The organism is Paracoccus methylovorus (assembly GCF_016919705.1).
GTDB classification, from domain to species: Bacteria; Pseudomonadota; Alphaproteobacteria; order Rhodobacterales; family Rhodobacteraceae; genus Paracoccus; species Paracoccus methylovorus.
Genome location: NZ_CP070368.1, coordinates 626,695 through 646,460 on the forward strand (window position 1 = coordinate 626,695; position 19,766 = coordinate 646,460).

21 protein-coding genes are annotated in these 19,766 nt (G+C 63.1%); 12 read left to right on the forward strand and 9 right to left on the reverse strand.

Annotation, left to right across the window (positions count from 1 at the left end; translation table 11 throughout):
• Positions 1-96 precede the first annotated feature (96 nt).
• A complete protein-coding gene (locus tag JWJ88_RS03115; protein ID WP_205294654.1) occupies positions 97-285 on the reverse strand; it encodes a hypothetical protein in 189 nt (62 codons plus the stop codon).
• A 58-nt stretch (positions 286-343) separates the two neighbouring features.
• Between JWJ88_RS03115 and JWJ88_RS03120 the strand changes: the two genes are divergently transcribed.
• Positions 344-796 carry a type II toxin-antitoxin system RatA family toxin gene (locus JWJ88_RS03120; RefSeq protein ID WP_205294655.1) on the forward strand — a complete coding sequence of 151 codons (453 nt, stop codon included), beginning with the start codon at positions 344-346 and terminating at the stop codon, positions 794-796.
• On the opposite strand, the gene JWJ88_RS03125 is transcribed toward JWJ88_RS03120, so the two are convergent.
• The 4 genes from JWJ88_RS03125 to JWJ88_RS03140 all read right to left on the reverse strand — a co-directional run bounded on the left by JWJ88_RS03125 (position 784) and on the right by JWJ88_RS03140 (position 5,466).
• Positions 784-1,389, reverse strand: a complete 606-nt coding sequence (locus JWJ88_RS03125) for a gamma-glutamyl kinase (RefSeq protein ID WP_205294656.1) — start codon at positions 1,387-1,389, stop codon at positions 784-786. The two genes, JWJ88_RS03120 and JWJ88_RS03125, sit on opposite strands and share 13 nt — an antisense overlap.
• Positions 1,390-1,480: 91 nt before the next feature.
• Entirely contained in the window at positions 1,481-2,842 is a 1,362-nt protein-coding gene (gdhA, locus tag JWJ88_RS03130; protein WP_205294657.1) for an NADP-specific glutamate dehydrogenase, read from the reverse strand.
• Positions 2,843-3,111: 269 nt separating this feature from the next.
• Entirely contained in the window at positions 3,112-4,401 is a 1,290-nt protein-coding gene (gene ccrA / locus JWJ88_RS03135) for a crotonyl-CoA carboxylase/reductase (protein ID WP_205294658.1), read from the reverse strand.
• 195 nt (positions 4,402-4,596) lie between these two features.
• Entirely contained in the window at positions 4,597-5,466 is an 870-nt protein-coding gene (locus JWJ88_RS03140; protein WP_205294659.1) for an alpha/beta hydrolase, read from the reverse strand.
• Between the two features lie 241 nt (positions 5,467-5,707).
• Here JWJ88_RS03140 and JWJ88_RS03145 point away from each other — a divergent pair, with 241 nt between their 5' ends.
• Positions 5,708-7,666 carry a protein meaA gene (locus JWJ88_RS03145; RefSeq protein ID WP_205294660.1) on the forward strand — a complete coding sequence of 653 codons (1,959 nt, stop codon included), beginning with the start codon at positions 5,708-5,710 and terminating at the stop codon, positions 7,664-7,666.
• 102 nt (positions 7,667-7,768) lie between these two features.
• Here JWJ88_RS03145 and JWJ88_RS03150 read toward each other — a convergent pair whose 3' ends face one another.
• Entirely contained in the window at positions 7,769-8,674 is a 906-nt protein-coding gene (locus JWJ88_RS03150) for a DMT family transporter (protein ID WP_205294661.1), read from the reverse strand.
• A complete protein-coding gene (locus tag JWJ88_RS03155; RefSeq protein WP_205294662.1) occupies positions 8,674-9,243 on the reverse strand; it encodes a peroxidase-related enzyme in 570 nt (189 codons plus the stop codon). Before JWJ88_RS03155 ends, JWJ88_RS03150 begins: the two co-directional genes overlap by 1 nt.
• Positions 9,244-9,487: 244 nt before the next feature.
• Between JWJ88_RS03155 and ffh the strand changes: the two genes are divergently transcribed.
• The 7 genes from ffh (at position 9,488) to rpmE (ending at position 13,813) form a co-directional block, all read left to right on the forward strand.
• Complete coding sequence (gene ffh / locus JWJ88_RS03160) at positions 9,488-10,984, forward strand: signal recognition particle protein (RefSeq protein WP_205294663.1); 1,497 nt, start codon at positions 9,488-9,490, stop codon at positions 10,982-10,984.
• Positions 10,985-11,098: 114 nt separating this feature from the next.
• Positions 11,099-11,395: a chorismate mutase gene (locus JWJ88_RS03165; protein ID WP_205294664.1), complete on the forward strand. Its 297-nt coding sequence runs from the start codon at positions 11,099-11,101 to the stop codon at positions 11,393-11,395.
• Positions 11,396-11,441: 46 nt separating this feature from the next.
• A complete protein-coding gene (rpsP, locus tag JWJ88_RS03170) occupies positions 11,442-11,816 on the forward strand; it encodes a 30S ribosomal protein S16 (RefSeq protein ID WP_205294665.1) in 375 nt (124 codons plus the stop codon).
• A complete protein-coding gene (gene rimM / locus JWJ88_RS03175; RefSeq protein ID WP_205294666.1) occupies positions 11,816-12,319 on the forward strand; it encodes a ribosome maturation factor RimM in 504 nt (167 codons plus the stop codon). The genes rpsP and rimM overlap by 1 nt, the downstream gene beginning before the upstream one ends.
• A complete protein-coding gene (gene trmD / locus JWJ88_RS03180) occupies positions 12,316-13,203 on the forward strand; it encodes a tRNA (guanosine(37)-N1)-methyltransferase TrmD (protein ID WP_205294667.1) in 888 nt (295 codons plus the stop codon). The genes rimM and trmD overlap by 4 nt, the downstream gene beginning before the upstream one ends.
• On the forward strand, positions 13,200-13,580 hold the full coding sequence (rplS, locus tag JWJ88_RS03185) for a 50S ribosomal protein L19 (RefSeq protein ID WP_205294668.1): 381 nt from the start codon (positions 13,200-13,202) through the stop codon (positions 13,578-13,580). The genes trmD and rplS overlap by 4 nt, the downstream gene beginning before the upstream one ends.
• Before the next feature lie 11 nt (positions 13,581-13,591).
• A complete protein-coding gene (gene rpmE, locus JWJ88_RS03190) occupies positions 13,592-13,813 on the forward strand; it encodes a 50S ribosomal protein L31 (RefSeq protein ID WP_205294669.1) in 222 nt (73 codons plus the stop codon).
• Between the two features lie 96 nt (positions 13,814-13,909).
• On the opposite strand, the gene JWJ88_RS03195 is transcribed toward rpmE, so the two are convergent.
• Both JWJ88_RS03195 and JWJ88_RS03200 read right to left on the reverse strand, forming a co-directional pair.
• Positions 13,910-14,116, reverse strand: coding sequence for a hypothetical protein (locus JWJ88_RS03195; RefSeq protein WP_205294670.1), 207 nt, complete (start codon positions 14,114-14,116; stop codon positions 13,910-13,912).
• Positions 14,113-14,343 carry a hypothetical protein gene (locus tag JWJ88_RS03200; protein ID WP_205294671.1) on the reverse strand — a complete coding sequence of 77 codons (231 nt, stop codon included), beginning with the start codon at positions 14,341-14,343 and terminating at the stop codon, positions 14,113-14,115. The genes JWJ88_RS03195 and JWJ88_RS03200 overlap by 4 nt, the downstream gene beginning before the upstream one ends.
• 268 nt (positions 14,344-14,611) lie before the next feature.
• Between JWJ88_RS03200 and JWJ88_RS03205 the strand changes: the two genes are divergently transcribed.
• The 3 genes from JWJ88_RS03205 (at position 14,612) to JWJ88_RS03215 (ending at position 19,695) form a co-directional block, all read left to right on the forward strand.
• Positions 14,612-15,394, forward strand: a complete 783-nt coding sequence (locus tag JWJ88_RS03205) for a division plane positioning ATPase MipZ (RefSeq protein ID WP_205294672.1) — start codon at positions 14,612-14,614, stop codon at positions 15,392-15,394.
• Positions 15,395-15,463: 69 nt separating this feature from the next.
• Positions 15,464-16,630, forward strand: coding sequence for an efflux RND transporter periplasmic adaptor subunit (locus JWJ88_RS03210; RefSeq protein WP_205294673.1), 1,167 nt, complete (start codon positions 15,464-15,466; stop codon positions 16,628-16,630).
• Complete coding sequence (locus JWJ88_RS03215; RefSeq protein ID WP_205294674.1) at positions 16,627-19,695, forward strand: efflux RND transporter permease subunit; 3,069 nt, start codon at positions 16,627-16,629, stop codon at positions 19,693-19,695. The genes JWJ88_RS03210 and JWJ88_RS03215 overlap by 4 nt, the downstream gene beginning before the upstream one ends.
• Positions 19,696-19,766: the final 71 nt, after the last annotated feature.

Here is a 19,766-nt window from a genome sequence, read left to right on the forward strand (position 1 = left end):
CTTGTGTGGGCGGCGGCGTTGCATGGGTATTTGGGCAACAGAGAAGGCGTGTGCGGGGAAGTACCTGCGTGCAGGAAAGCCAGCGGAACGAGCCGGTTACGGGCGTTGCAATCGCATGCCGCGCGGGCGGTCCATGGTCGCCCAGTCCGGCCAGAGCCCGAAATGTTCAAGCCCCACCAGCACCAGCCCCAGCGCGATGATGGCGAGCACCAGCTTGACCGTTCGCGGCTTTGGCGGGTTGCGTGCCCAGCGTGAGGCCCGGATGAGCCAGATGAGGTTGTTCATGCGCCCGTTCCTTTGCTAGTGCTGCCCCGAAAACCGAACTTGCCTCCGGGACGACCTCTTGCCTCAGCATAGCGACAGCCGAAATCTGCCTTATACCGCCGACCAGATGTATGCGTTGGTGGCCGATATCGAAAGGTATCCCGAGTTTTTGCCATGGAACACCGCCGCCCGCATCCGTTCGCGTCGGCCGGGTTCGGGGGGCAGCGAGGTGGTCGAGGCCGATCTCATCATCAGTTTCAAGGTATTCCGCGAGCGGTTCGGTTCGCGCGTCACGCTTTGGCCCCAAGCGAAACGGATCGATACCGAATATCTGGACGGGCCGTTCAAGTATCTGCGCAGCGGCTGGAGCTTTGCCGATCTGCCGGGCGGCGGTTGCAAGGTGGATTTCTTTGTCGATTTCGAATTCCGCAACGCCATTCTTGGCAAGGTGATCGGCGTGGTCTTTGGCGAGGCGATGATGCGGATCGTCCGTGCCTTTGAGGAACGGGCCCGGGTGCTTTACGCTGCCTGACGCGCGGCCTGCCAGATGTCGTAATCTGTTGTCAGAGCTTCGCGCAGCCGTGCCTCGGCCTGAGGCGGCAGGTCCGTATGCGCCGCGGGCGAGATGTTGCTGCGCCGCAGTTTGATCGGGGTGCCCAGCCGATCCGCCAGGAACTCGGTGAGCGCGGGCATTGCCTCGTAGCGGAAGACATGATCGACGGCGATCTTGCCGTCATTGTCGGTCAGAAACTCGGATTGCCGGCCGATCCGCGCATAGGCCGGACGTCGCCCGGGGCGCAGGTAGTCCTGCACGAAACATTCGAAGCTGACCTTGGCGGTGCTGTTGGGGTGACCGATCAGGTCGTCGCGGGTGCGGAACCGATACCAACTGCGCAGCCAGTCCAGCGGTTCGCGGATCACTGCCACGGTTTCGAACTTGGGCTCGCCCAGAGGCGTCAGCAATGGCCGAATGCGGTTGAGATATTGCCGCAGGTTCAGGTGCTTGATTTCGGGGCGCGTGCGGAAGGCGATTTCGGCTTGCGCCGCCAACGCCTGTTCCAGTGCGGTGGTGCCTGTCTTGGGCACCGACAAAAGCACGATGCGGGGCTGTAGAAAGATCAGCATGAAAGGATAATCAGTTCGGCCATGCTGCCGATTAACGGCCCGCGCGGGCGCAGGCAAGGCGGGCCATTGTTGCGGCCCGCCCGCTGCAGCATCAGATCACGCCGAAAGCGCGCATCGGCTCGGCCACGCGGATGAAGCCGGCGATGTTGGCGCCGATCACATAATCGCCGGGGGCACCGAATTCCTCGGCCGTCGTGTAGCAACTGTCGTGTATGTCGCGCATGATGTCGGCCAGTCGCGCCTCGGTCTTTTCGAACGACCAGCGATCGCGCGAGGCGTTTTGCTGCATCTCCAGCGCCGAGGTGGCCACGCCGCCCGCATTCGCCGCCTTGCCGGGGCCGAACTTGACGCCGGCTTGCTGGAAGGTGCGGATCGCCTCGGGGGTGCAGGGCATGTTCGCGCCTTCGCCCACGGCGGTGACACCGTTCTTGACCAGTTTGGCAGCGTCCTTGCCGGTCAGCTCGTTCTGGGTGGCCGAAGGCATGGCGACGTCGCAGGCCACATCCCAGATCGAGCCTTCGCCCGATTTCACGAAATAGACCCCGTTTCCTTCGCCCTTGAGCCGGGCGTATTGCGAAACGCGACCGCGGCGCACCTCTTTGATTTCCTTGATGAGATCAAGGTCGAGACCGCTTTCGTCCACGATATAGCCCGAGCTGTCCGAGCAGGCGACGACCTTGCCGCCGAATTCCTGCACCTTTTCGATGGTATAGGTGGCGACATTGCCCGAGCCCGAGACGACGACCGTCTTGCCGTCGAAATCGCTGCCGCCGGTCCTTAGCATGGCTTGGGTGAAATAGGTGTTGCCGTAGCCGGTCGCCTCTTTTCGGGCCAGCGACCCACCATAGAACAGGCCCTTACCGGTCAGCACGCCAGCCTCATAGCGGTTGGTCAGGCGCTTGTATTGTCCGAACAAATAACCGATCTCGCGTGCGCCGACGCCGATGTCGCCTGCCGGAACGTCGGTATATTCGCCCAGATGCCGGTAAAGCTCGGTCATGAAGCTTTGGCAAAAGCGCATGACCTCGCCGTCCGAGCGGCCCTTGGGATCAAAGTCCGAGCCGCCCTTGCCGCCGCCGATGGGCAGGCCGGTCAGTGCGTTCTTGAAGATCTGCTCGAAGCCGAGGAACTTGATGATCCCGACATTGACCGAGGGGTGAAAGCGCAAGCCGCCCTTGTAGGGTCCCATGGCAGACGAGAATTGCACACGGAAGCCGCGGTTGATCTGGACCCGGCCCTTGTCGTCGGTCCACGGAACGCGGAAGATGATCTGGCGTTCGGGTTCGCAGATGCGCTCGATCAGCGCGTCTTCCAGATAATCGGGACGCTTGGCAACGACGCGGCCAAGGCTTTCCAGCACTTCGCGCACGGCTTGGTGGAACTCGGGCTCACCTGCGTTGCGGCGGACCACCTCCTCATAGATGGGGGCAAGTTTGTCATCGATCTGCGGCATGTCGCGGAATCCTTCCCTTAGGGTCGGGAGGTTCCTTAGCTCATGATTCAGGCAGTTTGAATGGGGGAAGAGCAATATTCGGGCAAAATGCCGGAGTTTTCGACGAAATGTCGCGTCAGCTTGGGGATAAATCCAGAAATTTCAAATATTAACGAGATTTTATTCTGCCTGTTGACGCAGCAGCAGCTTTTCCCGGGTAGCCGAAGGCTGCATGATCGAACCGCCCGACGCGTCCACTCCGCCGGGCGGTTCTTATGCGCCGGGCGGGGTCAGCGAACCCCTGCTTCCAGCGCGTCCTCGAATGTGCGCAGGCCGGTCGTCGGCGCCTGCACCAGCACCGCCATGTTGCCGGGCTTGTGCTGGTTGCGCAGCATTTTCAGATGCGCCTGCGGGATCTCGGCCCATGGGAAAACTTCGGACATGCATGGGTCGATGCGGCGCTCCAGCATCAGTTGGTTTGCGGCGCTGGCCTGTTTGAGATGCGCGAAATGGCTGCCTTGCAGGCGCTTTTGGTGCATCCACATATAGCGCACGTCGAAGGTGCAGTTAAACCCGCTGGTTCCGGCGCAGATCACCACCATACCGCCTTTTTTGCAGACGAAGGTGCTGACCGGGAAGGTCGCCTCGCCGGGGTGCTCAAAGACGATATCGACGTTGTTGCCCTTGCCGGTGACGTCCCAGATCGCCTTGCCGAACTTGCGGACCTCGTTGAACCATTCCTTGTATTCGGGGGTGTTCACGGTGGGCAGTTGCCCCCAGCACTTGAAGTCCTTGCGGTTGAGGACGCCTTTGGCGCCCAGCGACATGACGAATTCACGCTTGTCCTCATCGCTGATCACGCCAACCGCATTGGCCCCTGCAGCGTTGATAAGCTGGATCGCGAAAGAGCCAAGCCCGCCCGAGGCGCCCCAGACCAGCACGTTCATGCCGGGCTTGAGCTCGTGCGGCTCATGTCCGAACAGCATGCGATAGGCGGTGGCCAGGGTCAGGGTGTAGCAGGCCGATTCCTCCCACGTCAGATGGCGCGGGCGGGGCATCAACTGCTGCGCCTGAACCCGGGTGAACTGTGCAAAACTGCCGTCCGGCGTCTCATAGCCCCAGATGCGCTGGCTGGGCGAAAACATCGGGTCGCCGCCGTTACAGTGCTCGTCGTCGCCATCGTCCTGATTGCAGTGGATGACGACCTGATCGCCGACCTTCCAGCGCCTGACCTTGTCACCCACCGCCCAGACGATGCCCGAAGCGTCCGAGCCGGCGATATGATAGGGCGCGCCGTGACCGTCAAAGGGACTGATCGGCACGCCAAGGCCGGCCCAGATGCCGTTGTAGTTGACGCCCGCCGCCATCACCAGGACCAACACCTCGTTGCTGTCGATGCTGGGGGTTTCGACGACTTCGACCTGCATGGCCTTGTCGGGCTCGCCGTGGCGTTCGCGGCGGATGGCCCAAGCGTACATCTGCTTGGGCACATAGCCCAGAGGCGGCATCTCGCCGATCTCGTAGAGGTCCTTTTCCGGCGCGTCATAGGGCGCGATCTGGGTCGGTTGGTCCAGGGCCATGTCACATTCCTCTTTTGCCGCTTTCTCGCGCCGCCAGCCCCCGCCGCAGCGCAGAATCAGTGCGGGTTGCAAGGGTGGTTTTAAAATCGCTTGCGCAATATTGCAATATTACAGATGCAGAATTTGTAATAATATGTCGTTCACAATTTGCAACGCGCTGCAATGCAGCGGAAATCCAGGCCTTGTTATGCGGGCTCACGCCGACAGATGCCGTTTCAGAAAGGCTGCCAGAGCCTCTCGGATCGTTGCGGCGGCGAAACCCGCGCTGCCATGACCGTCATCGGGCAGCAGGGCGAAGTCGATGGCGGCGTCCGGGTCGATGGCCCGCCATGCCCTTCGCAGGTGCTGCGCCTGATCGGGGGGCACAATGCGATCCTGCGCCCCGTGCCGGATCATCAGCGGGGGCAGGGCGGTGGCTGGGTGCATGCCGCGCAGCCGGCCCACGGGCGACAGCGCCGTTGCTTCGTCCCGACGCGCGCCCACGGCATAGCCGACCAGCAGCGATTCGGCGCTTTCCGGCGAATCGGCGGGCCGCCTTTTAGGTTTGCTTCCCAGCCGGGCCAGATCCGCATCCATGCTGCCGAAATCCATCGGGCCGTAGAAATCGACTACTGCCCGGGGCGGCCGGTCCCTCTCGATCAAGGTCAGCGCCGCCGAAACGGCAAGAAAAGCCCCGGCCGAGCGTCCCCCCAGCGCCATCCGTTCCGGCACCAGCCGCCATTCTGGGCCACGCCTGCGCAGGAAGTCCGCCGCAGCCAGAACGTCCTGTTCCTGCGCCGGCCAAAGCGCCTGATTCGACAACCGGTAGTTCATCCGCACCACGGCGATTCCGGCCTGCAACAACTGAGGTGGCACCGGCAAAAGCCGCTTGTCGCCACCGCGGAAACCCCCGCCATGCAGATCCAGAAGCCAGGGGAAAGGGCCCTCGCCCTTTGGCAGGTGAATATCCAGCCGGTGGCGGGGCGAATCGTTCGAATAGGCCAAGTCGCGCAATTCCGCCGTTGCCGCCACCGGGTGAACCGCCAGCGCAGCAAGCATCGCAAGGGTCGAGCGACGGGACAGCATGATCAGACGCTCCATTCCTGTCAGTGGCCGCAGGCTACCATCGCCGCTGCCACCCGCCAACGCTGCACCTGCATAACAGACAGGTTCCGGTGATTTTCCGGGATTTGTGCTGCTTTTCGCATCATGGGTGATGAGCAGGAGGTCTCGGGTTCACAAAAAACTTCTGCATTGCGGCGAATTGACCGGGCAGGATTATTGCGATATCTCTTTCGCAGCCGTAATATTGTTGCGAGGGCAGATCGTGGCCGAGAAAGACAAACCCTGGCTTTTCCGCACCTATGCGGGCCATTCGACCGCCGAGAAATCAAACGCCCTGTATCGCTCGAATTTGGCGAAGGGGCAGACCGGATTGTCGGTGGCCTTCGATCTGCCGACGCAGACCGGTTATGACAGCGATCACGTGCTGGCCCGTGGTGAGGTCGGTAAAGTCGGTGTGCCGATCTGCCATCTGGGCGACATGCGCATGCTGTTCGACCAGATCCCGCTGGAGCAGATGAACACTTCGATGACGATCAATGCGACGGCGCCCTGGTTGCTGTCGCTTTATATCGCCGTGGCGGAAGAGCAGGGTGCCGATATCACCAGGCTGCAGGGCACAGTGCAAAACGATATCATCAAGGAATATCTGTCGCGCGGCACCTATATTTGCCCGCCCAAGCCCTCGCTGAAGATGATTACCGACGTCGCGGCTTATACGGCAAAGCACCTGCCGAAATGGAACCCGATGAACGTCTGTTCCTATCACCTGCAAGAGGCGGGCGCGACACCAGAGCAAGAGCTGGCCTATGCGCTGGCGACCGGCATCGCGGTGCTCGACGATCTGAAGGCCAAGATTGAACCGGCGGATTTCCCGGCCATGGTGGGTCGCATTTCCTTTTTCGTGAACGCAGGCATCCGCTTTGTCACCGAGCTGTGCAAGATGCGCGCCTTCACCGAGCTTTGGGACGAGATTTGCCGCGAGCGCTACGGCATCGAGGAAGAGAAATACCGCCGTTTCCGCTATGGTGTGCAGGTCAACAGCCTTGGCCTGACCGAGCAGCAGCCTGAAAACAACGTCTACCGCATTCTTCTTGAGATGCTGGCGGTCGTGCTGTCCAAGAACGCCCGCGCCCGGGCCGTGCAGCTTCCGGCGTGGAACGAGGCGCTGGGCCTGCCGCGACCTTGGGATCAGCAATGGTCGCTGCGCATGCAGCAGATCGTCGCCTATGAGACGGACCTACTGGAATATGGGGATCTCTTCGACGGCAACCCCGCCATCGCCGCCAAAGTCGAGGAGTTGAAATCCGGGGCCCGTGCAGAGCTGGCGACGCTGGACGAGATGGGCGGCGCCATCGCCGCCATCGAATACATGAAGTCGCGCCTGGTCGAATCGAATGCCGAACGGTTGAATCGCATCGAGGCGAACGAGACGGTGGTCGTCGGCGTCAACCGTTGGCAGCAGGGCGAACCGTCGCCGCTGACCGCCGGGGACGGCGGGATCATGGTCGTCGATCCGGCGGTCGAGCAGGACCAGATCTCGCGGCTGAGCATGTGGCGCGAAGCTCGCGACGAGACGGCCGTCGAGGCCGCCCTCGCCGCGCTGCGCGATGCCGCGCAGAGGGGGCAAAATGTGATGCCGCCCTCTGTCGCAGCGGCCAAAGCGGGCGCCACGACCGGCGAATGGGCAGCGGTGATGCGCGAGGTTTACGGTGAATATCGTGGACCGACCGGCGTTTCCGCCAGCCCCTCCAACCGGACCGAGGGTCTGGAACCGATCCGCGAGGCGGTGGATGCCGTCAGCCGCCGCCTTGGTCGCCGACTGAAATTCCTGGTGGGCAAGCCGGGGCTTGATGGACATTCCAACGGCGCCGAGCAGATTGCCTTTCGTGCCCGTGACTGCGGCATGGATATCACCTATGAAGGCATCCGCCTGACGCCCGAGCAGATCGTCACCCGCGCCCTTGAGGACAATGCCCATGTCGTCGGTCTGTCCATCCTGTCTGGCAGCCACCTGCCGCTGATCGAGGACCTGATCGAGCGTATGCGCACCGCCGGCTTGACGTATGTGCCGGTTGTAGTCGGCGGCATCATTCCCGATGAGGATGCGGCAAAGCTGCTGAGAATGGGTGTGGCGCGAGTCTATACCCCCAAGGATTTCGAACTCAACCGCATCATGATGGACATTGTGGCACTGGTAGAGCCCGCCGAGGCAGCCGCCTGATCCGGTGGTCAGGTCGTCATATGGGTATTTGTACAACAGAGAAGATGCGGGAACGACTCTCACAACTTCTCTGTTGTACAAATACCCATTGCGACCGTGCGATCAGTCCCGAAGCAGCAGAAGAAGTGCGGCGATGGTGGCCAGCACCCCCGGCAACACAGCGAGCGGTGGTGCGCCTTGGGTCAATGTGGCTTCCAGCAGGATGACCCAGGCGGGGGTCAGATAGGTATAGGCCATGACCTTGGACGAAGGCAGGCGCATGGTTGCGAATTGCACCAGTGCAGTCGTCAGCGCGCTGGCGAAGATCGCTACATAAAGCAGTGTTATCCAGACGATGGCGGGCAGATGCGCCCAATCCGTCTGCAGAATCGCCTGCCAGCCCCAGATGAGCAGGATCAGCCCGCCCGCGCAGAGCGTGGCGAAGGTCGAGACGATCGGGGTCTCGCCCCGGTTCACCTTGCGCACCAAGGGAGTATAGAGCGCGTGGGCCGCACAGCCGATCAGATAGATGGCCTCGCCTCGCCCGAATTCCAGCCGCATCAGTGCGGCAAGATCGCCGCGAAAGATCACCCAGAGTGAACCCGCCGCGCCCAAGCCCAACGCCCCCGCGATGCGCAGGGTCAGGCGCTGTCGCATCAAAAGCCAGCCAAAGCCCGCCGACATCAGCGGTGTCAGCGTGAACACCGCTGCGGCCGAAACGGGAAGGGCGGTTTTCAACCCCTCGAACATCAGCACGAAATAAGCGGCGAAAAGCCCCCCGAGCAGAAGATAGCGCCAAGGCGCACGGAAGGCGTCGCGGGGGATGCCGGGTCCGGCCATGGCTACGCCGCCCACCACACCCGCGGCGATAGCAAAGCGCGCGGCCGAGATCGCCGCCGGGTCGATCAGGTTCGCCGCCCGTGCGCCCAGCGAAAACGACCCTGCAATCGCCGCCGAGAACAGCAGCATGGCCGCATGGCCTTGCAGGGCGTTGCGGCGCAGTTCCGGCATGGCAGAAATCTCGGCCATCAATTTCGGCCCAGCATGTAGAATTCGTCGTTTGGCCGGATATCGCCGGCATTGACCAGCCGGTTCGACATGCCGAAGAAGGCTGCGATGGCGCCGATGTCCCAGATCTCATCTTGGGTGAAGCCCGCCTCGCGCAGCGCCTGATCGTCCGCGTCGCCGATGTGTTGCGCATTCAGCGCCACCTTTTCGGCATAGGTCAGCATGGCGCGTTCGCGCGTGGTGAGGTCTGCCTTGCGCCAGTTCACCGCCACCTGATCTGCGATCAAGGCGCTCTTCGTTCGGATACGCAGGATCGCACCATGCGCCACCACGCAATACTGGCACTGGTTCAGCCCCGATGTGGCGACGACGATCAACTCTCGCTCGGCTTTGGTCAATCCGCCCTCGCGCTCCATCAGGGCGTCGTGATAGGCGAAGAATGCGCGGAACTCGTCCGGGCGATGCGCCAGCGCCAGGAACACGTTCGGGATGAAGCCCGATTTCTCGGCCACCTTGCGGATACGCTGGGCAATATCCTGGGGCATTTCGTCCAGGGAAGGAACCGGGAAACGGCTGATGGGATGGGTCATGGTCTTGTCCTCCGGGCGCGAGGTTTCCCGAAAGCCCCGGCAGGGTCAACCGGCTGTGGCTTGACTTGGACGGCCTTCCGCCTTATCCACAGCCAGATTCCCGGAAGGTCTGCCCTTCCGGTCCCCGCTTTGCCGGGGATCGCCCCCCGTCAGCGCGTTGCGCCCACGGGGGCATTACTGTTTACTATGTCCCGCTTGCGGGGCGCGAACCCGGATCACGGCAACGACCTACGGAGGGCCGCCGATGTTTGAAAACCTGTCCGACCGCCTTGGCGGCGTATTCGACCGGCTGACCAAGCAGGGCGCTCTGACCGAAGACGATGTCACCGCCGCCATGCGCGAGGTGCGCGTCGCCTTGCTGGAGGCTGACGTTTCGCTGTCTGTCGCCCGCAACTTCGTCAAGGCGGTGACGCAGAAAGCGACCGGAAGCGCCGTCACCAAGTCGATCACCCCCGGCCAGCAGGTCGTGAAGATCGTCCATGACGAGCTGATCAAGGTCCTGCAAGGCGAGGGCGCGCCCGACCAGTTGCGCATCGACAACCCCCCGGCACCGATCCTGATGGTCGGCCTTCAGGGTTCGGGCAAGACCACCACTACCGCCAAGCTGGCAAAACGCCTGAAGGACCGCGAGAAGAAGCGCGTGCTGATGGCGTCGCTGGATACCAACCGCCCGGCCGCCATGGAGCAGTTGGCGATTCTGGGTCAGCAGGTCGGCGTCGATACCCTGCCCATCGTGCCGGGCGAGAATGCGGTGCAGATCGCCAAGCGTGCCAAGCAGCAGGCGACGCTGGGCGGCTATGACGTCTATATGCTCGACACCGCCGGACGGTTGCATATCGACGAAGTGCTGATGGACGAGGTGCAGGCGGTCCGCGACGTGGCCAACCCGCGCGAGACGCTGCTGGTCGTGGACGGGCTGACCGGCCAGGACGCAGTGAACGTCGCCAGCGAGTTCGACGAAAAGGTCGGTGTCAGCGGCGTGGTGCTGACCCGGATGGACGGCGACGGCCGCGGCGGCGCGGCGCTGTCGATGCGCGCGGTGACCGGCAAGCCGATCCGCTTTGTCGGTGTCGGCGAAAAGATGGATGCGATCGAGGTCTTTGACGCCAGCCGCGTCGCGGGCCGCATCCTCGGCATGGGCGATATCGTCGCCCTTGTCGAGAAAGCGCAGGAAGTGCTGGAGGTCGAGCAGGCCGAGCGCATGATGAAGCGCTTTCAGAAGGGCATGTTCAACATGAACGACCTTCGCAACCAGCTTGAGCAGATGCTCAAGATGGGCGGCATGCAGTCGATCATGGGCATGATGCCGGGCATGGGCAAGATGGCCAAGCAGGCCGAAGCCGCCGGCTTTGACGACAAGGCGATCAAGCGTCAGATCGCGCTCATCAACTCGATGACCAAGAAGGAACGTGCCAATCCCGATCTGCTGCAGGCCAGCCGCAAGAAACGCATCGCGGCCGGCGCGGGGATGGAAGTGTCCGAGCTGAACAAGCTGCTGAAGATGCAAAAGCAGATGGCCGACACGATGAAGAAACTTGGCAAGATGGGTAAGGGCGGGATGCTCAAGCAAGCCATGCGCGCCATGACCGGCAAAGGCGGCGGGCTGCCCGATATGGCCAATGTCGATCCGGAAAAAATGGCCGAGGCGACCAAGATGCTGCAGGACCCCAAGGGGCTGGGCGGCCAGCTTGGCGGGATGAACCTGCCCGGCGGGCTTTCGGGTCTGTTCGGGAAGAAGTAAGTCGTGACCTTGCTCTCCGACATGCCCCCTGTTCGCCGACATACCTTCTGCCGTCACACGAAGGGTGCGGCATCAGCCCCCGTGCAGCCAGTCTTTCAGCCAGCGGAGACCTGAATGAGTGATACGACCGCCCGCGCCGCGACCTTGCTTAAAGAGCATCGGGCCAGCATCGACCGGCTGGATGCGATTTTGGTCTATACGCTGGCCGAGCGGTTCAAGCACACCCAATCCGTCGGCCGTCTGAAAGCCGAACACGACCTTCCTCCGTCCGATACCGCCCGCGAGGCGCAGCAGATCGAGCGGCTGGAACGCCTCGCGCGCGAGGCCGATCTCGACCCGGAGTTCGCGCGCAAATTCCTGAACTTCGTGATCGCCGAAGTTATCCGGCATCACGAGACCTTCCAATCCTAGGCGGGTCCTCCCGCCATAAATCCGCCATTTCAAAGGAGAAAACACAATGGCAATGAAAATCCGTCTGGCCCGTGGTGGCTCGAAGAAACGCCCCCATTACGCCATCGTGGCCACGGATTCGCGCATGCCGCGCGACGGCCGCTTTATCGAGAAGCTGGGCATCTACAACCCGCTTCTGCCGAAGGATTCCGAAGAGCGCATCAAGATCAACCTTGAGCGTGCCCAGTACTGGCTGGGTCAGGGCGCGCAGCCGACCGACCGCGTTGCCCGCTTCCTGGAAGCCGCCGGCGTGAAAGAGAAAGTCGAGCGCAAGAACCTGAAAAAAGGCGAGCCGGGCAAAGCCGCCAAGGAACGCGCCGAAAAGCGTGCTGCCCGTGAAGCCGCGGCCAACGCTCCGGCCGAAGAAGCCGCTTCGGAATAATGACAGAGCGGGTCTGTGTCGGCGCGATCGCAGGCGCCTTTGGCGTCCGGGGCGAGGTGAGGCTGAAAAGCTTTACCTCGCAACCGAAAGATATTGCGACATATTCCCCGCTTTATACCGAAGACGGCAGCCGCTCGTTCACCGTCCGCCTGACGCGGCCGGTGACGGGCGGGATCGGCGCCCGGATGTCGGGCGTCGAGACGCGCGAACAGGCCGAGGCGCTGAAGGGCGTGACGCTCTGGGCGGATCGCGACAAGCTTCCGGCCCTGCCGGACGACGAATTCTATCACGCCGACCTGATCGGCCTGTCGGTCTATGATGCCGGCGGGGCGCTGCTTGGCACGGTCCGCGCGATCTATGATCACGGCGCGGGCGATATTCTGGAAATCCTGGGCCCGGGGCGCAGTCAGGCGCTGCTTTTGCCCTTTACCCGAGCCTTCGTGCCCACGGTCGATCTGGCCGCCGGCCGCATTATCGCTGATCCGCCGGAAGAAAGCGAATGAGCGGCGAGGGGGTTGGTGCGGGCATGAAATCCCATGGCCGCCTGTCGATCCGGGCCAGCGCGCAGCCGCGTGACCTGATGGCCGAACCGCAGGTCAAGGACGCTTGGACGGCGCAGGTCGTCACGCTTTTTCCCAAGGCTTTTCCCGGCGTTCTGGGCCTTTCCCTGACAGGCCGGGCGTTATCCGAGGGGCTGTGGAACCTGCGCAGCATCGACCTGCGCCCCTTTGGCATCGGCAGGCATCGCAACGTGGACGACACGCCCGCGGGTGGTGGTGCGGGCATGGTGATCCGTGCCGATGTGATGGATGCGGCCCTGCGCGAGGCGGGTGCCGGGACGAAAGACGCCTTGCCGGTGATTTACCTGTCGCCGCGCGGCCGGCCCTTTACACAGGCGCGGGCGCGCGAGTTGGCGAATGGTCCGGGCATGACGCTGATCTGCGGCCGCTTCGAAGGCGTGGACCAGCGCGTGCTGGACGCCCATGACATCGAAGAGATCAGTATAGGCGATTATGTCCTGACGGGTGGGGAACTGGCCGCTCAGGTCTTGATCGACGCGACGGTTCGCCTTATACCGCGCGTGCTGGGGAATCAGGACTCTCTGGCCGAGGAATCCTTTTCCGACGGTCTGCTTGAACATCCGCAGTATACGAAGCCCGCCCTTTGGGAAGGCCGCGCGATCCCGGACGTGCTTTTGTCCGGCAATCACGCGGCTATTGCCAGTTGGCGGCGCGACATGGCCGAAAGGCTGACCAAGGAACGCCGCCCCGACCTGTGGCGGGCATATGGGCAAGCCCATATGGACCCGACAAAGGACCGACAGCTCTCGGGCGCATCAGACCAATCGCGGGACTACCGCGAGCATCAAGAGGATCCAAAGCGATGAACCTGATCGCCCAACTGGAAGCCGAGCAGATCGCCTCGCTCGGCAAGGAAATTCCGGACTTCAAGGCTGGCGACACCGTCCGCGTCGGTTACAAAGTGACCGAAGGCACCCGCGCCCGCGTTCAGATGTACGAAGGCGTGGTTATTTCGCGCAAGGGCGGCAGCATCGGTGCGTCGTTCACCGTGCGCAAGATCTCGTTCGGCGAAGGTGTCGAGCGCGTCTTTCCGCTTTATTCGACCAACATCGACTCGATCACCGTGGTTCGCCGCGGTCGCGTCCGCCGCGCCAAGCTGTATTACCTGCGTGATCGCCGCGGCAAATCGGCCCGTATCGCCGAGGTCAGCAACTACAAGCCCAAAGCCGACGCCAAGGCCTGAGGAGACGCGCCATGAAAGCAGACATTCATCCCGACTACCACGTGATCGAGGTCAAGATGACCGACGGCACCACCTATCAGGTGCGCTCGACCTGGGGCAAGGAAGGCGACACCATGTCGCTGGATATCGATCCGAACTCGCACCCCGCCTGGACCGGCGGCTCGGCCAAGCTGATGGATACCGGCGGTCGCGTGTCGAAGTTCAAGAACAAATACGCCGGCCTCGGCTTCTGATCGCCAAGGTCAGCCGGAAACGCGAACGCCGCCCCGAAGGGCGGCGTTTTTCGTTTTGCGGCAGGTAGGACGGCGGGCTGGTCCGCCTGCCGCGGCTTAATAAGCCAGACCAAAAACCGGCATCCAAGCCGGCTTTTGCGGCGGCTGGTTCATCGGTCGACCCGTCAACTGGCTGCGGCCCGTGTCGATCATTACCCTGCCGTCACAAAATTCGCGCAATACCGGGCCTTGGGCACTTTGATAGGCCGACAACGCAATGGTCGCATAGCCGCGGTTCTGCTTGGGAATAATGGCGTGGATCATTGGATCGCTCCTTTCCGGTCCAGGCGATGGACGGCGGTCTGCCAGCGTGCCGGGTCGCGGTCGCGCATCAGTTCCTGGACGGTTTCGTAGGGTTCGCAGGTGATCAGCCGCAGCGGAATATCCGAAATGCGATGCGGCTTGCCCGTGCGCCGGTCGATCAGGTCGACAGCATAGCGGGGTGGGACGGGCATGAAGGCCCGCAATGCGCGATGGTTCAGCACGTTCATCTCTGGCTCCTTCCCTTGGCTGATCTGCCGGTGGTCTGACAAGATATATAACGACATAGCTGATCGTGTTTTGCAAGATAAATGTCGCCCGGGTTTGTCGTGTTAAAAGAATGAAGGCAGAACAAACGGTTGAGCGACAGCCGCGTCTGGGCAATTTGGTGCGGGAAAAGGTAACGACCGCTACGATTCGGCTGGTCTGGGCGCTTTTCATCGCCCCGGCTGCAGCCTATGGTCCGGCGCGACGCGGGCCGGCATCACAGGGGGATTCGTGGCGCATATCATCGTCGTCGGGAACGAAAAGGGCGGTTCGGGCAAGTCCACGACCTCGATGCATGTTGCGACCGCGCTGGCCCGCATGGGCCATCGGGTCGGCGCGCTGGATCTGGATGTCCGCCAGCGCAGCTTCGGCCGCTATCTGGAAAACCGCGCCGCTTTTGCCCAACGCGAAGGGGTGGACCTGCCCATGCCGCTGTTGGGCCATCTGGAACCCGATAGCCCCGAGGGTCTGGACCCGTTGTCGCAGGCTGTCGCCGCACTTGATTCGGAGTGCGATTTCATTCTGCTGGATTGCCCCGGTTCGCACACGCGGCTTAGCCAGATGGCACATACGCTGGCCGATACGTTGATTACGCCGATGAACGACAGTTTCGTCGATTTCGACCTTCTGGCCCGCATGTCGCCCGAGGGAAAGATACTGGGCCCTTCGATCTATGCCGAGATGGTCTGGTCCGCACGGCAGTTGCGTGGCGAGGCGGGGGCGGGGCCGATCGACTGGCTGGTGCTGCGCAACCGGCTTGGCACGCAGGCGATGCATAACAAGCGCAAGGTCGGTGGCGCGCTGAGCAACCTGTCCAAGCGCATCGGTTTTCGGGTCGCACCCGGATTTTCCGAGCGGGTGATCTTCCGTGAGCTTTTCCCGCGCGGATTGACGCTGCTGGATCTCAAGGATATCGGCACGGAACAGCTCAACATGTCCAACATCGCTGCCCGGCAGGAACTGCGGGACCTGATTGGCGAGTTGAACTTGCCTGGCGTCAGCATTTCGTTCTGATCCTCAGCCGCCATTGTTGCCGACGCCCGGCGCGACTATGTTGCGCCGCAGATTGGTTTGGAGGGGACGATGACGGCAAACTGCCGGATCACCCGGATCGCGATGCTGGCCCTGACCCTGTCCTTGGGGCCGGTCGTGGCGGCTATTGCCGAAACGGCGGGCGCGGTCGAGCAATCAGAACTGCCCGTGGTCACGCTCGCCACCGCCGAGCTTAGCTGGATCGAGGCACGGGTGCCGGTGTCCGGCTCGCTGGTGGCGAAACAAGAGGTGCAGGTCCACGCCCTCGTCTCGGGGCATGAAATCACCGGCATCGAGGCCGAGGTGGGCGATCACGTCAAGGCGGGTCAGGTTCTGGCGCGGCTGTCCGACGAGGTGCTCTCGGCGCAGCTTGCACAGGCCGAGGCCGAATATCAGCGCGCCGAGGCCGGGGTCAGTCAGGCCGAAAGCCAGATTGCCAGCGCCGAAGCCACTTTGACCCAATCAGTCTCGGCGCTGGAGCGGACGCGCAGCCTGCGCCAAAGCGGCAATGCCAGTCAGGCGGTGCTGGATCAGGCCATCGCGGCCGAGGCTTCGGCGCGGGCGGCTGCGGCTTCGGCCTCGGACGGGTTGGGGGTGGCGCGGGCGGCGCTGGCGTTGGCTTCGGCGGCGCGCAGCATCGCGCGGCTGAACCTGAACCATGCCACTGTCGTCGCCCCGGTTGACGGATTGGTCGTGGCGCGCACCATCCGGCAGGGTGCGATCTCTGGCGGGGCCGGCGAGCCCTTGTTTACCCTGATCGCCGGTGGCGAGGTGGAGCTTGAGGCCGATGTGATCGAAACCGCGCTGAGCCAGTTGAAGTCCGGTGACCCGGCCGAGATAGAGGTCGCGGGTCTGGGGCGTGTCGAGGGAAAGCTGCGGCTGGCCCCCGCCGCCGTCGATCCGCTGACGCGGCTTGGCCCGGCGCGGATCACGCTGGAACCTGACCCCCGGTTGCGCCCCGGGCTTTTTGCCAGTGGCTGGATCATCACCGACCGGCGCGAGGCTGTGACGGTGCCCAGCTCGGCCGTTCTGGCCGATGCCTCGGGTGAACGGGTGCAGGTGGTCAGGGACGGCCAGATCGAAACGCGCGAGGTCCGGGCTGGACTGGTCTGGCAGGGCCGGCGCGAGATCGTCGAAGGCATTGCGGCGGGCGAAACCGTTCTGGCACGTGCCGGCGCGTTTTTCCGCAGCGGCGATCAGGTGCGGGCGGCGCCATGAACTTCTCGGCCTTGTCCATCCGCCATCCGGTGCCGCCAATCGCGATCTTTCTCGTGCTGATGCTGATGGGGCTTTACAGCTTCAGCCGCTTGGCCGTGACGGCCATGCCCAATATCGACCTGCCGCTGGTCAGCGTCGTGGTCAGCCAGCCCGGTGCGGCGCCCTCGGAACTTACGCGGCAGGTGATCCAGCCAATCGAGGATTCCATTGCCTCGATTACCGGCGTCCGGCACATCACCTCGGCTGCGACGGACAGTTCGGCGCGCATCTATGTCGAATTCGAACTGGAGACCGATACCGACCGCGCCGTGAACGACGTGAAGGACGCGGTGGCCAATGTCCGTGCCGACCTGCCCGAATCCATCGTCGAGCCGCTGATCCATCGTATCGACATTAGCGGCATGGCGATTCTGACCTATGCCGTCAGCAATCCCGGCATGAATATCGAGGAACTGTCGGATTTCGTCGATGACGTGGTGGCGCGCGATCTGTCCACCGTGCCCGGTGTAGCCAGTATTACTCGTATCGGCGGGGCCGACCGCCAGATCAACGTCGAACTGGACCCGGCCCGAATTCAGGCCTTTGGGCTGACGGCGGCCGAGATTTCGGACCAGTTGCGCGCCAAGAACATCGACATGGGTGGCGGGCGCGGTGATATGGCGGGCCGCGAATATTCCATCCGCACCCTTGGGTCGGCGGGCGACGTGGCCCGGCTGGCAGCGACGCCGATCCTGATCGGCGGCGGTCAGGCGGGCGGACGCACCGTGCGGCTGGACCAGCTTGGCAGCGTCACTGATGGCGCCAGCGAGGAACGCAAGTTCGCCCTGCTGGATGGCCAGCCCGTGGTGGCCTTTGGCGTCTTTCGCGCCAGCGGCGAATCCGATCTGGTGGCGGGCGACGGCACCAAAGCCCGCATCGCCGAGATCGAGCAGCGCAATCCGGGGATGCAGATCACCCTGATCGACGATGCGACGACCTATACCTCGGGCAGTTATCATTCGACCATGGAGACGCTTTACGAGGGCGCGGCGCTGGCCGTGGCTGTGGTGTTTCTGTTCCTGCGCAACTGGCGCGCCACGCTGATCGCCGCCGTCGCGCTGCCGCTTTCGATCATCCCGACGTTCTTCGTGATGCACTGGCTGGGTTTTACGCTGAACGGCATCAGCCTTTTGGCCATCACGCTGGTGACCGGCATCCTTGTGGACGACGCCATCGTCGAGATCGAAAACATCGTCCGACATATCAACATGGGCGTGCCGGCCTATGAGGCCAGCATGGAAGCCGCGAACGAGATCGGCCTGACCGTCATCGCCATCAGCTTTTCTATCGTCGCGGTCTTTGCCCCGGTCAGCTTCATGGGCGGAATTCCGGGGCAGTATTTCAAGCAGTTCGGCCTGACGGTCGCGGTTTCTGTGCTGTTCTCGCTTTTGGTGGCGCGGCTTATCACGCCCATGCTGGCGGCGTATTTCCTGCGCGACAATACCCATCTGCCCGAAGAGCGCGACGGCCCGATCCTGCGGCTGCTGATGGCGGTGCTGCGTTGGACCCTGCGCCATCGCGGGTTGACGCTGCTGGCGGGGGTGGGGGTGTTTGCCGTTTCGATCTATTCGGCGACCTTGCTGCCGACCGAATTCATTCCCGCGCAGGACGTTGGCCGCAGCCAGATCAGCATTGAACTGCCGCCCGGCGCGACAGTCTCGGAAACCGAAGGGGCGGCGCGGATGATCTCGCAACGCATCGGCGAGGTGCCCGAGGTGCGCTCGGTCTTCGTCAACGGCGGCGAGGATGACGTGGCCAAAGCCAAGCTCATGGTCAATTACGGCCCCAAGGAAGAGCGTGAGCGATCCAGCTTTGTCATTGAGGACGAATTGAAGGGCGATCTGTCGCAGATCCCCGACATGCGGATCAATTTCCAGAACGAAGAGGGTAACGCCGACCTGTCGATTTCGGTTCTGGGCGACAGCGAGAAGGCAGCGGCTGATGCGGCCGAGCGGTTGATGGCGGCGATGAAGACCTTGCCCACGCTTGAAGGGGTCAGTTCGACGGCCAGCCTGCAACGGCCAGAGATCCAGATCCGTCCCCGACCCGAGGTCGCGGCCCAGCTTGGCGTGACCGCCAGCGCGCTGGCCACGACCCTGCGCGTGGCGACGCTGGGCGATACGGAATCGAACCTGGCCAAGTTCAACACCGGCGACAAGCAGATCCCGATCATGGTGCGGCTGAACGAATCCGCCCGGCGCGACCTGATGACCGTGCGCAACCTGCGAGTGCCCAGTTCGGCCGGGCAGGTGCCGCTGGAGGTTGTGTCCGATGTGTCGATCTCGGCCGGAGCGATCGAGATCGGGCGCTATGACCGGCGCTATCGCACCACGGTTTCCGCCAACCTGGCCGGAGGCGCGCTTCTGGGGCCGGTCAATGCGCAGGTCACGGCCTTGCAAGCCCAGGTCGAACTGCCGCCCGGAACCGAGATCCAGCCCTCGGGCGATGCCGAGATCATGGGCGAGGTGTTTGAGGCGTTTACCGTGGCGATGATCTCGGGCGTGCTTTTGACCTATGTCGTGCTGGTGCTGCTGTTTCACAACTTCGTCACGCCGATCTCTATCCTGATGTCGCTGCCGCTGGCCATTGGGGGCGCCATTCTGGCGCTGTTCATGACAGGCAATTCCATCAGCATGGCGGTGGTGATCGGTTTCCTGATGCTGATGGGGATCGTGACCAAGAACGCCATCATGCTGGTGGAATTCGCCGTCAGCGCGATAGACCGGGGGATCGAGAAGCGCGAGGCGATCCTGGATGCCGTCCACAAGCGCGCCCGACCCATCGTGATGACGACCATCGCCATGACCGCGGGTATGGTGCCTTCGGCCATCGGGACGGGCGAGGGGGCCGAGTTCAGTTCCCCCATGGCCATCGCGGTGATCGGCGGGCTGCTGTTGTCCACGCTGCTGTCGCTGTTGTTCGTGCCTTCGTTGTTTTCAACCATCTATGGTGGGCAGGTGCGGGTGGCGCGCTGGCTGAAGCGCTGGATCGGGCTGAATTCGCCTCGTGAAGTGCCGGGTGAATGATGTTGAACCGGGGGCTTCGCGCCCCCGGACCCCCGCGGGATATTTGGGCACGAAAGAAAAAGGGGGCCGGT

Coding starts and splice junctions, on each gene's coding strand:
- JWJ88_RS03115 (WP_205294654.1), bottom strand. CDS start 285: ATGAACAACCTCATCTGGCTCATCCGGGCCTCACGCTGGGCACGCAAC.
- JWJ88_RS03125 (WP_205294656.1), bottom strand. CDS start 1,389: ATGCTGATCTTTCTACAGCCCCGCATCGTGCTTTTGTCGGTGCCCAAG.
- gdhA (WP_205294657.1), bottom strand. CDS start 2,842: ATGCCGCAGATCGATGACAAACTTGCCCCCATCTATGAGGAGGTGGTC.
- ccrA (WP_205294658.1), bottom strand. CDS start 4,401: ATGGCCCTGGACCAACCGACCCAGATCGCGCCCTATGACGCGCCGGAA.
- JWJ88_RS03140 (WP_205294659.1), bottom strand. CDS start 5,466: ATGCTGTCCCGTCGCTCGACCCTTGCGATGCTTGCTGCGCTGGCGGTT.
- JWJ88_RS03150 (WP_205294661.1), bottom strand. CDS start 8,674: ATGGCCGAGATTTCTGCCATGCCGGAACTGCGCCGCAACGCCCTGCAA.
- JWJ88_RS03155 (WP_205294662.1), bottom strand. CDS start 9,243: ATGACCCATCCCATCAGCCGTTTCCCGGTTCCTTCCCTGGACGAAATG.
- ffh (WP_205294663.1), top strand. CDS start 9,488: ATGTTTGAAAACCTGTCCGACCGCCTTGGCGGCGTATTCGACCGGCTG.
- JWJ88_RS03165 (WP_205294664.1), top strand. CDS start 11,099: ATGAGTGATACGACCGCCCGCGCCGCGACCTTGCTTAAAGAGCATCGG.
- rpsP (WP_205294665.1), top strand. CDS start 11,442: ATGGCAATGAAAATCCGTCTGGCCCGTGGTGGCTCGAAGAAACGCCCC.
- rimM (WP_205294666.1), top strand. CDS start 11,816: ATGACAGAGCGGGTCTGTGTCGGCGCGATCGCAGGCGCCTTTGGCGTC.
- trmD (WP_205294667.1), top strand. CDS start 12,316: ATGAGCGGCGAGGGGGTTGGTGCGGGCATGAAATCCCATGGCCGCCTG.
- rplS (WP_205294668.1), top strand. CDS start 13,200: ATGAACCTGATCGCCCAACTGGAAGCCGAGCAGATCGCCTCGCTCGGC.
- rpmE (WP_205294669.1), top strand. CDS start 13,592: ATGAAAGCAGACATTCATCCCGACTACCACGTGATCGAGGTCAAGATG.
- JWJ88_RS03195 (WP_205294670.1), bottom strand. CDS start 14,116: ATGATCCACGCCATTATTCCCAAGCAGAACCGCGGCTATGCGACCATT.
- JWJ88_RS03200 (WP_205294671.1), bottom strand. CDS start 14,343: ATGAACGTGCTGAACCATCGCGCATTGCGGGCCTTCATGCCCGTCCCA.
- JWJ88_RS03210 (WP_205294673.1), top strand. CDS start 15,464: ATGACGGCAAACTGCCGGATCACCCGGATCGCGATGCTGGCCCTGACC.
- JWJ88_RS03215 (WP_205294674.1), top strand. CDS start 16,627: ATGAACTTCTCGGCCTTGTCCATCCGCCATCCGGTGCCGCCAATCGCG.